The organism is Staphylococcus americanisciuri (genome assembly GCF_024814435.1).
Lineage (GTDB): Bacteria > Bacillota > Bacilli > Staphylococcales > Staphylococcaceae > Staphylococcus > Staphylococcus americanisciuri.
This window is the reverse complement of sequence record NZ_JANUXY010000009.1, coordinates 75,455-88,751: the sequence shown is the minus strand read 5'-3', so window position 1 is coordinate 88,751 and position 13,297 is coordinate 75,455. Positions and strand designations below refer to the sequence as shown.

Below are 13,297 nucleotides of genomic sequence, written 5' to 3'. Positions count from 1 at the left end.
GTTCGCTCGACTTGCATGTATTAGGCACGCCGCCAGCGTTCATCCTGAGCCAGGATCAAACTCTCCATAAAAGAAGTAAGCTTGATTAGCTCGTTTGATTGTTTAAGTCAATCACTCTTGAAGTACTACTCTGAGTACTCAAATTATCGGAATTAACGTTGACATATTGTCATTCAGTTTTCAATGTTCATATTTTAAAATTTTTATGGAGCGGGTGATGGGAATCGAACCCACAACATCAGCTTGGAAGGCTGAGGTTTTCCCATTAAACTACACCCGCATAAAATTATTTGATTTGCTTTAAACTTGTTGATGCGGCCGAGAGGACTTGAACCTCCACGGGATTTCTCCCACTAGGCCCTCAACCTAGCGCGTCTGCCATTCCGCCACGACCGCTTGGTAATTTAAAACATCATCATTTTCAGAACGATATTTATTATATCAGGCGCGATATTTGATGTCAACACTTTTTTAACATTAATTTAACGTTTGTAATCTGTTGTTAACATTGTATTTTCGCAACGTACTTAACTATATCATGTTAAAGTATCAAAGTCAACCATTATCTTTTAAAGTTTTATAACTTGTTAAGTCGACTTTTGTAAGTATATAGAATCTCTATTTTAAAGTCAACAATAAACCTATATTTTTTGAAACAAATGAATAGAGCAACTCATCAACTATTATTTCAACAGCTATAAGTCGCTCTACTATTACTACTTATTGTCAATGACATCCATCAGTTTCCCACCACATTTACCACAACGCAGGCGCAATGTATTCACTCTTCTTATACGTAAATATTCTGTAGCGCATTTTGTACATTGATAGACATAGTTCGCGCGTGATTCATAACTTTCTAATGGTGCACAAAATCGTGGTGCGTCAACGTGCTTACTCAATATTTTAAAATCTTTATCCCTATGTTGATAGCCTTTTTTATCAAGATGCAAAAAGTAATGGCAGAGCTCATGTTTGATAATATCAACCAGTGCCTCTTCGCCAAACTTTTCATATTGCTTAGGATTCACTTCGATATCATGCGATTCCAACAAATAGCGTCCACCTGTTGTACGCAAATACCGGTTAAAGTAAGCCCGATGTTCAAAAGATCTGTTAAAATAATCGCAGGCAATAGATTCCGTCAATGCTTGTAATGCTGCATTATTCATGTGGATTAACCATCGTTAGTGCTACTTTTTGTTTCTGTGCATCAATACCATCAATCCACACATCGACAATGTCCCCAACATTCACTTTATCCATTGGGTGTTTGACGAATTGCTTAGATATTTTTGAGATATGCACTAAACCATCTTGCTTAACACCAATATCTACAAAAACACCGAAATCTACAACGTTGCGCACAGTTCCTGTCAATTTCATGCCTTCACGCAAGTCTTCAAGTGAAAGCACATCAGATTTAAGTTGTGGCGTTTCATAATCATCACGTGGATCTCTGTTCGGCGCAATTAAAGACTTGATGATGTCTTCTAATGTAGGAACACCAACATTTAATTTTTTCGCATAGCCTGGAATGTCTAATATTTCTAGTGCATTTTTAAGTGAAATTGTCCCAAGATCAGCTACTGTCATCCCTACCTCTTCTAATAATTCATGCGTAACTGGATAACTTTCTGGATGAATGGCTGTATTATCTAATGGATCTACACCATCGACAATGCGCAGGAAACCAATACATTGTTCAAATGTTTTATCACCCAGTCTTTTTACTTTTTTAATCTGTTGATGTTTCGTAAAAGGACCATTCTCTTCTCGGTATGCAACAACATTGTCAGCAATCTGCTTAGACAAACCAGCTACGTGTTGTAACAATGTGCGAGATGCTGTATTGATGTCAACACCTACTTGGTTTACAGCTGTTTCCACCACAAAATCTAAAGCCTCTGATAGTGCTTTTTGGTTAACATCATGTTGATACTGACCGACACCAATAGATTTCGGGTCAATTTTTACTAGCTCGCTCAATGGGTCTTGAATACGACGTCCAATCGAAACTGCGCTGCGCTCTTCTACTTGAAAATCTGGAAATTCCTGACGCGCAATATCTGATGCCGAATACACAGAGGCACCTGCTTCATTGACTATGACATATTGTACATTCAAATGATGTGTTTGAATCATGTTTGCAACGAACTGTTCGGTTTCACGACTCGCCGTACCATTACCAATTGCTACTAAGTCAACATTATAATCTTTCACCATTGCTAAAAATATCTCTTCTGCCGCTTTCACCTTAGATACAGGAGGATGGGGATACATGACTGACTTCGCCACAAATGTCCCATAAGGATTGATGACTGCAAGTTTACACCCCGTACGAAAAGCCGGATCCACGCCTAGAATTTGCTTCCCTTTTAAAGGCTGTTGTAACAGTAAGCTCTTCAAATTTTCGCTAAAAACATCGATTGCCTGTGTTTCTGCACGCTCAGTGAGGTCTCCACGTATTTCACGTTCAACAGACGGAAAAATAAGGCGTTTCATGGCATCTTCTATCGCTGCAATAACTATTTGGGATAATGCATGTGTTCCTTTTACCTCAACACGTTGCACAATTTGCGATAATTTGGTTTTATCCACTTCAACTTTCACCGATAATACTTTCTCTTTTTCACCACGATTCATCGCAAGAATTCGGTGGTTAGCTACTCTTTTGATGGGTTCACTGTAATCATAGTACATCGCAAAAACTGCTTTTTCATCTTCTGCCTTTTTCTTTTTCTGTGTCACAAAAGTGCCGGTGCGCCAAACTTCTCGCAAAATTTGTTTGCGGTATTGCGGATTTTCTGCGATGATTTCAGCAATTATATCTTGGGCACCTGCAATCGCCTCTTCAATTGTCAACACTTCATCCGACAAATAGCTTTGTGCTTGTTTTTCTAATTCATTCGGTGACTTTTGAGCTATTATCCACTGGGCGAATGGCTCTAATCCTTTTCTCTTCGCTTCTGTAGCACGTGTCTTTTTCTTTTGTTTATACGGGCGATACAAGTCTTCTACACGTTGTAACTTAGTTTGCGCTAAAATATCATGCTTCAACTCATCCGTTAAGAAGCCTTGTTGTTCAATTGCATGTATAATTTCTTGTTTACGTTTTTGAAGATTCTCCATATATTGATAACGATCTTCAATTTGTTTAATCGCAACTTCATCTAATCCGCCTGTTGCTTCCTTACGATAACGTGCTATAAACGGAACTGTATTTTTCTCTCTCAACAAAGTTAATACTGCTTCTATCTGCTTTACTGAGTACTGATATTCTTCTTTTATTGCTTGAACAAGTGTATCCGTTGTCATTCAAATCACTGCTTTCTGTATTATGTGTCACTACTAATTCATTCCATAGATGCATTCGAAACGTCAAACATGCACCTTGCATCAACTAAACAAGCACAACTCTTTCAACATCCTTACGTCATGTAAGATAAAGAAAGACATTGTGCTATTGTTGGTTTAAAATCAATTTTTTACATAAATATTTTATTGCTTGGCGGCTTGTTGAAGCTTCTTAATCGCTGTTCGTTGCAAGCGTGAAACATGCATCTGACTAAGTCCTACACGCTCTCCAGTTTCTTTTTGACTCAAGCCTTCAATAAAAGTACATTGGATAATCTCGCGTTCACGTTCAGATAAAATAGGTAAGATGCGTTCTAAAATAATACGCTGCTCTGTTAAATCAAAGTTTTCATCTTGACTTCCCACCACATCTAACAATGTTACAGTCGAACCATCTTTATCCGCTTCAATCGAATGATCAACACTCAGGGCATGGTAACTTTGTCCCATTTCCATCGCTTCCAAAACCTCCTCATCTGAAACTTCAAGGCGATGAGCAATTTCTTGGATAGAGGGCGAGCGCTCCAACTCATTCGTTAGTTCGTCAATCGTTTTTTTTATGCGTGGTCCTATCTCTTTAATGCGTCGTGGTACATGGACACTCCATGTTTTGTCACGTAAATAACGTTTAATCTCCCCGATTACAGTCGGTACTAAAAAGGCTTCAAACTTGCGGTCGAATGATAAGTCGAATCGGTTGATTGCACCTATTAGCCCTACCATCCCTACTTGCACAAGATCTTCATGATGAGATTGTCCTTTAGAATATTTATAAGCAAGTGACTCAATTAAATTTTCATAATATTTGACGAGTTTCTCTTGAGCTTCAGCATCATCATTCTGTTGGTGCGCTAAAATCCATTCATTGATTTGTTCAGGTGAAACATTATTCACTGAGTTCGATGCTTTCGTCATGGTTTTGCACCTGCTCTTTTTTGATATACTTCGTCATACTGATTGTAACGCCTATCTCTCTGCTGACTGTTACTTCGTCCATCAATGCTTCAATCAAAAACAGCCCTAGTCCACCTTCACGTAGAAAATCAATATTTTCATCGTTTTGGTACGGCCCCAATTGTTTTTTAGTTTCTTGATAATTAAAGCTATCCCCTTGATCGGATACGATAATTTTAACCTGTGTTTCATCAACTTCAAAAACAATCGTAATATAACCTTGCTCATCTTGATTTTTATATGCATGTTTTACAGCATTCGTCACTGCTTCACTCACGGCAATCTTAGCATCTTCTATGTCATTGTAAGATGCATTTGCTCGATTAAACACACCGGATAAAGTCAAGCGTATTAAACTGACATACTCGGGCGCTGCAGGTAACCTCATCTCGATAACGTCATGTGCATTTGACATGTTATTCGACCTCCGTTCCTTGATTCACATGCATCAAGTCATTCAATCCTGTAATATCAAATAATCGCTTAATACGATCACTGACACCCAAGATATAAAGCGCTCTGTCATGTTGATTCAGTGCTTTGAGAGTGCCAACAAACAAACCTAAACCTGTTGAATCCATATATGTTAAATCCGTTAAATTCACGTGAATATCATGTGTTCCCTCTTGACGAATAGGCATTAATACCGCTTCAAGTTGTGGTACTGTCGCCACGTCTAGTTCACCTGCAACAGTTACTTCATAATAAGCATCATGTGTTTCCGTTTCTATATTAAGGTTCATTGTTTCATACACTCCTCAATCAGTCTCTATTAGTTCTCTTCTACCCTATTATTTCACATTATAATCTATCTTTCGTCATTATTGCGCTCGCTTAATGATCAATATCGTCAAGTCATCACGTTTGCTCTTTTCTTGTAAACGCAATAATTGTTCGTATAATAATTGCACAATGTCTTGCGGATGCATATCCTTATATTTGAGTATAAAGTTCAATAAGTAATTTTTATCAATGAAATGACCCGATTCGTCTCGTATCTCTGTCACGCCATCTGTAAAAATAATAATCATATCGTTCAAGTTAATTTTAATTTCTTGTTGATCATAACGAATATTTGGACTAACACCTAATACCCTGCCACGCACTGTAATCTCTTCAAACATATCTGACTCCGCTCTGAAAATATATCCGGGTTCATGACCGGCTGAGCTACAGTACAAAACATGATTCAAGTCTTCATACAAACCATAAAACATCGTGACAAACATATTTTGATTTACGTTTTTTTCAACAACACGATTAAGACGTTTCAAGCCATCATTTGGTAGTTGAGAATGACCGTATGAGTCCATTCCAAACTTAATCATACTCATCGCAAGAGCTGCTGGTATGCCTTTACCAATGACATCCGCTACAGCAAAACTCATTGTGCCATCTTTATGGTCGATTAAGTTAAAGTAGTCTCCACTCACACGCTGTGCAGCAACGGATATGACACCAATTTGAATACTGTCAAACTGCGGGATATCTGTCTTCAACATTGTCTGTTGTAAGCTCGCTGCAAGTCCCATCTCTTTATCATGTACTTCCATCCGATCAACGAGACGCTTGTAATCGGAATAGTTATAACCAAAACTTTGAATAACAACTTCAAGGACATTTAAACTCTCTATAACATCACATTGTTCAAATGTACGCTGCTCAAAATAAGTTTTATGAATATTAACAATCGCTTCTGGTGTAATACTTTCTTCGGGCAAATTACTGGCAAATGTACGTGCTTCTTCTAATATTTTTTCCTTGTTACTATTCTTCAAATAACGATCTATTAATTTGTAATAGTAGTCTGTCTTTGATTGCGCCAATGTCAGTACTCCTTTATTCAATCTTATTTCTGCTTAACACGTAAAAAGTGGACGTGAAATCTTTTCTCGTACATAGATCTCAACATCCCCCTTTATCAATGATTATTTGAAATAAACAACTGTTCAATCCATTGTCACAGCTATCTATTCCTACTCTAGAACAGCATATCTCTTAAATAAATCGAAAAAAGGCTCAGATTTCAAATAAAAAAAACAAATGGTGATCCAAATTACTTTGAGATACTGTCAAAATTTGGCTGAAGTTAAATGATATGCTGCTCGCTTTAATCTTTCGTAAATAAGTTTCCCACTCTCATCTGTAGAAATTCTATATCTAAAATATTCATCAGTCACACACAAGATGTACAATGCTCGTTATGACAAACTAACTTATCTCGATTGATTGACGTGCAATCCTAAGCTAATGCCTAATGCATTATTTACTTCTTTCATCTTCTCATCCGATAAAAACGTTAACTTTTCTTTTAACCGCTTTTTGTCTACTGTGCGAATTTGTTCCAGCAGAATAACTGAGTCTTTATCCAACTTGTACTTTTGCTTCTCTATTTCGACATGTGTCGGTATCTTTGCCTTATTAATGCGCCCTGTAATTGCTGCTACGATTACAGTCGGACTATATTTGTTACCAGTATCATTTTGAATGATAACGACAGGTCTAACTCCCCCTTGTTCAGAGCCGCGTACTGGTGATAAATCTGCTAAATATACATCACCGCGCTTCATCTAGTCGTCCTGATGCTTCGAGAGCAAGTGTGATTCATTACAGTCACATGCCTCGCACTCCACTGAATATGCTTCTGTGGCTAGGGAGAGATTCAAATCTGCCATTTGAGCATAACCTTCTTTTAACGATTGTTCTAAATTTTTAAATCTTTCTTGATTGAATACTGACATAATCAAAGGCCCTCCATATCAATTCAACTCATCTAAAAATCTATGTTTATCACTCACAATGATAACAAAAATCGACACAAACCACCATATTATTTTAGCAATTCATTGGACACCTCAAGTTCGCCCTTAGTCTTATAAACACGTGGAAGTCGTCGTCCAAAGTTACAAAGCACTTCATAATTAATTGTACCTTGTTGCTCTGCTAGTGCTTCAAGCGATTGAGCCATATGCGCGCGCGCTTCCAATACAGTTACACGATCTCCTTGTTTGATATGTGCTGGCACACGTATTGCAGTTTGGTCCATGCTCACACGCCCAACAACTTCACATTGATTACCATCGATGTGCACTGTTGCGCCTTGCATGCTACGTAAGTATCCATCTGCATAACCAATCGGCAACAACGCAATGTGCATGCGCTCGTTAGCTGTAAAGGTCTCTCCATAGCCAATTGATTCCCCTGGTTCCAACATTTTAACTTGTGTCACCGTTGTTTCAATCGATGCTGAAGGCGTCAAACGAACAGTCTCTTTTGACTCAATAAACGGACTCGGATAATATCCATACAGCGCGATACCCGGACGATATGCATTACATATTTCAGGGTTAAAACGTAAAGCACCTGCAGAGTTTTGAATATGTACATAAGCAGGTTGATCTATACTTGTGACAATCTCCTCAAAGCGTTGGTACTGCTGCTGAGCTGAATCATTTTCTTCGTCTGCAGAAGCAAAGTGAGAAAAGACACCTTCAAAGATTAGCTGTTCATATTGTTCAATCATCGCAATGATTTCATGATACGATGCACTATCTTTAATACCTAGACGGTTCATTCCCGTATCTATTTTGATGTGTAACCATAGTGATTTTTGATTTGTCTCATCCATATATGTAATTGCTTCAACTAACCATTCTTTTGATGGTACAGCTACGGCAACACGATGTTGAATAGCTTTATTAATATTCTCTGGTGGCATACTGGAGAGAATTAAAATCTTCTCTTTGAAGCCATGCATTCGCAATTCAATTGCTTCATCCAGCGTTGCTACACACACGAACGTTACACCAAGTTTTGTCAGGTGATTCGCTATTGCAACACTCCCTAAGCCATATGCATTCGCTTTAACAACAGGCATCATTATTTTATTTGGTTGACATTTGGATATTGCGTGATAATTAGATGTAATTGCATCTAAATTGACATTTAATGTTGTATTTCGGTAATATTTCTCGGACAAATTACTGTCACCTTCCTATTCTCTATCACTTATTCCTTATACTTGATTGATTTAGTTAATAGTTTCAACATTGCTCTAGAATAACTTGGCTCATGGCATAATGAGCAGTATGTGTGATCGACACATGTACTTTAAATCCATCGAATACAATAAACGGCTTGCCATATTCGTCATTGTCACAGTGTATCTCTTTAAATGCAATCTCTTTGCCAATACCTGTTCCAAGCGCTTTGCTAAAAGCTTCTTTTACAGCAAACCGCCCTGCTAAGAATTCTAGGCGTCTCTGCGGATGTGTGAATTGTTGATAGCGTTCATATTCACCCTGACTTAAAATACGCGTAATAAACTTAGGCTGTTTGTCAACGAGCTCTTTAATACGTGTGATTTCTACTAAGTCGACACCTAAACCATATATCATCACATCTACTCCTTCTCATTGGATTGCATATCTATCATTTTATCATAATTTTCATCGATGATTTCAGCTTGTTCATCATCGGCATTTTTTGTGACATCTTCATCTTCCACCACAATACCTTGAATCAGTCGCTTTACTTTTAATGCTTGCTGCTTCTTAATCAATTTAATCTTCGTATTACCACCTGCAGTAGAGAAAGTTAACGTTGCAAGCCGATATTTTCTCATAATAAATCCTTCATCAATATCAATGTTTTGGATACGAAATAACGGTATTTTTGTTTGCTGATTAAAAATAAAGCCTTCACGCACGACAATGCCTTGTTCAGAATACTGATAACCAAAAATATGATAGGCATATATAGGTTTCAACCAAACAAACACGATAGCATATAAAATCGCAAGACCTGCAAAAACCGCTGCAATCCACCACATAAGGGTTTTAAATGATACAAAAAAGCCAACAATGTAAGAAGCGATTGCCAGAATGCTTAGAACAACAACTACAATCCAGCCCGCTATCCTCATAACTCTAGGTGCTTCTGGTGCCATTTTAAAAAAAGTATTATCAATCATCATGTTCAGCCCCTTCTGTATACCACACCTGTAATGCTTCAACATCGTTCACGTCAACAAATTCTAACCCAACGTTCATATAAAGCGCCCCTTGGGCCAGCGTATAATAAAAATGTGACAGTTGCGCTCTAGCCATAATAGGATGTGTTCGCCGTTGAAAACCTAATATTCTGTCACGCTTAAAGTAAGTTGTTTTAAAGCCAAATAATGTGACATTTCGAATGGATATTTCATCATCAATCACCGACCATCCTGCTTTTATAATCTGTAAATAGCTTCTAATAATCATATAAATCATAAGCACACCAGCTGGAATCCACAACCAAGGCCAATAGAAATATTGGACAACTGATGCAATGATAATCAATATGACGGACTCAATCCAAAATCTTCTATGAAAACCACGCCACGGTAAATCTGGTTGAACTTTGTGAAATGACATGTGTGGCACTAATGATTTTAATAAATGCTGTGCTTCTCTATGACGTATAAAAGGTAACACCATGACACGACCATCAGCAAAGTCATTATCCAAATCTATTTCCATATCACTCGTAATAATAAAGTCATATGAAGTAAAGCCAAACAATGTGCGCAGAAAGCTTTTAGTTTCTATAACTGCTTGAATACGCTTCAAAGGCACTGTCACTTTTTTAACGTTTAACAAGCCGTAACGGATGGTTAAGTAGTCTCCTTGTCTCTTCAACGTATAATTGTAGTAGCGCACAATGGTAATGATAATACCAAACAAATAAGATAGTAGGACAATAATACTGATAATAATCAATGTGACTAGAAATGCTTTGTTTACTAAAAATGACAACTCATCATATACCCAATCCCAGTTGACATAATCAAGCACCGTTATAAGTATTGGACTCAGTGTAGCCAATGCAACAAATATAGCACCACTTGTCATCGCCATGAACAATAAATTCTTCTTTGAAAGATGATATAACAATTTTTCTTGTTTTATAGTCGTGCCCTTTGACGCTTCTGGTATTCCCTGATTATCATTCGCTTCATCTTCAATGGCATTCAAATCTGCTTTTACTTTTTCAAGTTCCGCTTGAATCCAATCACTTTGCGCTTGAGTGATTGTTTCAAGTACAATGCCATCACTGGGCGTTTGAATCTGTAAACGTACACCTCCAACAATCTGATGGATCAGATTTTGAGATGTATCCATAGATTGTATACGTGAGATGTTCAACTCTTTGCGTTCTAGGTTCAACAACCCTGATGTCACAATAAAATGTCTCCCTTCAATCCAATAACGTGTGCGGTACGTTTTAATGACATCATTGATAAATGTAATCATAAAAAACAACACAACAAGTCCTGGAAAAACATAATTGGACGGGTCTTTGAAATCAAAATCTTTCATCGTAAACAAAATAAAAAGTATTATCGGAATAATATTTGACTTAATGGCTGAGAAAATGCTCATAACATACGAGATATGGTGGAGCTTTTGAGGGCTATACATCGCTATCGACCTCCTGCAAATATGCTAAGCAATAAGCTTCAATACGTGATACATCTTCTGCATCCAACAGCGGTAGTTTTAAATCATGACCTGCTGTCGTAAGCGTCAAACGCTGTAACTGATAACGACGCATTAAAGGGCCATTCCTCCACTGAACATATTGAAGACGCTCTACCTTGATTATATCGTGACGCTGAAACCAAAAATGTCGTTTCACTTCAATCATATTTTGATTCATCCGATAAGACGTATAATGATATTTAAAGTGTGGTCGTACAAGACAGTAGATGGATGACAACACCATTAGTCCAATCACTATATATCTCAACGGTTGCCACATATCAAAATAGTATAAAACAAGCAATATTATAATAAGCGATATCATCATCCCTACATATGTCAATGCGTATAAGCGCCTTAGATAACGTTTAGTGATTTCTGGGCTTTTATGAAATGTCATCGATGTCGACCCCTCTCATCAAATTTGTTTATATTATAACATAAAGCATTTGCCATGATACTTTCAATCAAACACATGCATTGACAGATTGTCTTCCCAGTCATATATGGATTACAAAGTGAAAATATTTATAACGCACAACTCATTTGAATAGCCTATTTACTGATACGGCTTCCGATTTGCTGTCTCTTTTATTTTGGCTGATATTCGTATTATAAAATGGAGAAGTACTGGGGAATTCAATTGATAGTTGTTTGTACTGCTTTCTCTTGATTAGGGATAAATAATAATTATTCTAGTGAAAGGCTTTCCTGCTAAATCATATGATATGGTACAAGAACAACAAAAAAGGCAAGACAATCTCTTTATTGTCTCACCTGTTCATTACATCATCATTATTTTTGGTGATCAGCAAATGTACGTCCTTTTTTCACTTTACCGTCACGTTTATTTTTGTAGTTTCCTTTTTTATTGTAGCTTTGTTTATAGTTGCGATTGTTTTTACCATGTCGCTTGTTATTTGACCCTTTACGACTTCCACCTTTAGGTCCACGTGTTTTACGTGCAAGTGGTTTTTCGAATGTCAACTGTACTTCAACTTCATCATTTGATTCAACAAGTTCTTGTAAAAGTGCTGTGACAAGATCTGACGCTTCATACGTTTCAAGCAATTGTTTCGCAATCTTCTCAACACGTGGTTCTTTATCGGCAGCCATCCACTTCTCTACCTTGTTTTTAATCTCATCCTCACGTGCCTGTAATACTTCTTTACGGTGTGGCGGACGTAACGCACGCATTTGACGACGATTCGTTTGTTCGATCTGACGAATATAGTCCATTTCAATTGGGTTCACAAATGTCACCGCAATACCATGTTTACCTGCGCGACCTGTTCGACCGATGCGGTGTGTATAACTTTCTGTATCTTGAGGAATATCAAAGTTATAAACATGGCTGACGCCTGAAATGTCTAAACCACGTGCGGCAACATCTGTCGCAACTAAGATATCGATTTGATCATTTTTGAACTTCTTCAATACTTCCAAACGTTTCGCTTGTGTAATGTCACCGTGAAGTCCCTCTGCTTTGTAGCCTTTTGATAACAAAGCGCTTGTTAACTCATCTACACGACGTTTCGTACGACCAAAGACAATCGCTAATTCTGGTTGATGTACATCTAAAAAGTTAGTAAAAGTATCGAACTTCTCTAGTTCTTTCACAATTGTATAGTACTCATCAATTTGTGGGTCTGAAATTTCATTATTCATCGTTTTAATAATCTTAGGCGACTTCATAAACTTCTGTACAAGTTCTTGAATCGCTTTTGGCATCGTTGCTGAGAATAGCATCGTTTGGCGATTTTCAGATGGTAATTTATCCATGATATAACGCATATCATCAATGAAGCCCATGTTCATCATTTCGTCTGCTTCATCCAAAATTAATGTTTCAATCTGTTGAGGTTTTAACGTGCGACGATTTAAATGGTCGATGACACGTCCTGGTGTTCCAACAACGATTTGTGGACCGCGTTTTAATGATTTGATTTGTCTATCGATTGGCATACCGCCAAATACTGTAACAACTTGAACTTTTTGTCCACGACTGAATTCGCGTAATTGTTCAGCAACCTGCATTGCAAGCTCACGTGTTGGCGCCAATATTAATGCACGTACGCCTTCTTTGCCAACAACTTTTTCAATAAGTGGGATACCAAATGCGCCTGTTTTTCCTGTCCCTGTTTGCGCTTGTCCCAATATGTCAATATTTTCGAGTGCGTATGGGATACTGTCTTTTTGGATGGGGGTTGGCTCAGTAAATCCCATTGCCTCGAGGGTCTCAGCTGTACGTTCTGAAACACCTAATTCTGTAAATTTTTGCAAAGTAATTCTCCTTTTTATTTCGAAATTCTCTTAGTAAGTTTGTCAAATAATTTTAATCTAACTTCTACATATTACCACCTAAGAACCAATATCGCAATAAATGGAAGTCACTATCTCGAATAGATATAGTGAAAAACAACAACTCACCACTCGTTATTTTGAAAGCTTACTTTAACCCCAAA

At 37.5% G+C, this 13,297-nt stretch carries 14 protein-coding genes, 2 tRNA genes and 1 rRNA gene; all 17 read right to left on the bottom strand.

Annotation, left to right across the window (positions count from 1 at the left end; genetic code table 11):
• Positions 1 to 71 (bottom strand): 16S ribosomal RNA (locus NXS11_RS09215); the annotation flags it as partial.
• A gap of 135 nt (positions 72 to 206) precedes the next feature.
• A tRNA-Gly gene (locus NXS11_RS09210) sits at positions 207 to 280 on the bottom strand.
• Positions 281 to 313: 33 nt separating this feature from the next.
• Positions 314 to 396, bottom strand: a tRNA-Leu gene (locus tag NXS11_RS09205).
• A gap of 320 nt (positions 397 to 716) precedes the next feature.
• Positions 717 to 1,172: a SprT family protein gene (locus tag NXS11_RS09200; protein WP_259200712.1), complete on the bottom strand. Its 456-nt coding sequence runs from the start codon at positions 1,170 to 1,172 to the stop codon at positions 717 to 719.
• A complete protein-coding gene (locus NXS11_RS09195) occupies positions 1,165 to 3,318 on the bottom strand; it encodes a Tex family protein (protein WP_259200711.1) in 2,154 nt (717 codons plus the stop codon). The genes NXS11_RS09200 and NXS11_RS09195 overlap by 8 nt, the downstream gene beginning before the upstream one ends.
• A 183-nt stretch (positions 3,319 to 3,501) precedes the next feature.
• Positions 3,502 to 4,272 carry an RNA polymerase sigma factor SigB gene (gene sigB / locus NXS11_RS09190; RefSeq protein WP_259200710.1) on the bottom strand — a complete coding sequence of 257 codons (771 nt, stop codon included), beginning with the start codon at positions 4,270 to 4,272 and terminating at the stop codon, positions 3,502 to 3,504.
• Entirely contained in the window at positions 4,244 to 4,726 is a 483-nt protein-coding gene (gene rsbW, locus NXS11_RS09185; protein ID WP_259200709.1) for an anti-sigma B factor RsbW, read from the bottom strand. The genes sigB and rsbW overlap by 29 nt, the downstream gene beginning before the upstream one ends.
• A gap of 1 nt (position 4,727) precedes the next feature.
• Positions 4,728 to 5,054: an anti-sigma factor antagonist gene (locus NXS11_RS09180; protein ID WP_259200708.1), complete on the bottom strand. Its 327-nt coding sequence runs from the start codon at positions 5,052 to 5,054 to the stop codon at positions 4,728 to 4,730.
• A gap of 78 nt (positions 5,055 to 5,132) precedes the next feature.
• A complete protein-coding gene (locus tag NXS11_RS09175) occupies positions 5,133 to 6,137 on the bottom strand; it encodes a SpoIIE family protein phosphatase (RefSeq protein ID WP_259200706.1) in 1,005 nt (334 codons plus the stop codon).
• Between the two features lie 390 nt (positions 6,138 to 6,527).
• Positions 6,528 to 6,881, bottom strand: coding sequence for a type II toxin-antitoxin system PemK/MazF family toxin (locus NXS11_RS09170; RefSeq protein ID WP_259200705.1), 354 nt, complete (start codon positions 6,879 to 6,881; stop codon positions 6,528 to 6,530).
• The gene (mazE, locus tag NXS11_RS09165; RefSeq protein ID WP_259200704.1) at positions 6,882 to 7,052 is read right to left on the bottom strand and encodes a type II toxin-antitoxin system antitoxin MazE; all 171 of its coding nucleotides are present in this window, start codon (positions 7,050 to 7,052) and stop codon (positions 6,882 to 6,884) included.
• Positions 7,053 to 7,141: 89 nt separating this feature from the next.
• Positions 7,142 to 8,290: an alanine racemase gene (gene alr / locus NXS11_RS09160; RefSeq protein WP_259200703.1), complete on the bottom strand. Its 1,149-nt coding sequence runs from the start codon at positions 8,288 to 8,290 to the stop codon at positions 7,142 to 7,144.
• A 64-nt stretch (positions 8,291 to 8,354) separates the two neighbouring features.
• On the bottom strand, positions 8,355 to 8,708 hold the full coding sequence (gene acpS / locus NXS11_RS09155; protein ID WP_259200702.1) for a holo-ACP synthase: 354 nt from the start codon (positions 8,706 to 8,708) through the stop codon (positions 8,355 to 8,357).
• A gap of 5 nt (positions 8,709 to 8,713) precedes the next feature.
• Positions 8,714 to 9,286 carry a PH domain-containing protein gene (locus tag NXS11_RS09150; RefSeq protein ID WP_259200701.1) on the bottom strand — a complete coding sequence of 191 codons (573 nt, stop codon included), beginning with the start codon at positions 9,284 to 9,286 and terminating at the stop codon, positions 8,714 to 8,716.
• Positions 9,276 to 10,772, bottom strand: coding sequence for a PH domain-containing protein (locus NXS11_RS09145; protein WP_259200700.1), 1,497 nt, complete (start codon positions 10,770 to 10,772; stop codon positions 9,276 to 9,278). Before NXS11_RS09145 ends, NXS11_RS09150 begins: the two co-directional genes overlap by 11 nt.
• Complete coding sequence (locus tag NXS11_RS09140) at positions 10,765 to 11,232, bottom strand: PH domain-containing protein (protein ID WP_259200699.1); 468 nt, start codon at positions 11,230 to 11,232, stop codon at positions 10,765 to 10,767. The genes NXS11_RS09145 and NXS11_RS09140 overlap by 8 nt, the downstream gene beginning before the upstream one ends.
• A 395-nt stretch (positions 11,233 to 11,627) precedes the next feature.
• Complete coding sequence (gene cshA / locus NXS11_RS09135; protein ID WP_259200697.1) at positions 11,628 to 13,115, bottom strand: degradosome RNA helicase CshA; 1,488 nt, start codon at positions 13,113 to 13,115, stop codon at positions 11,628 to 11,630.
• Positions 13,116 to 13,297 lie beyond the last annotated feature (182 nt).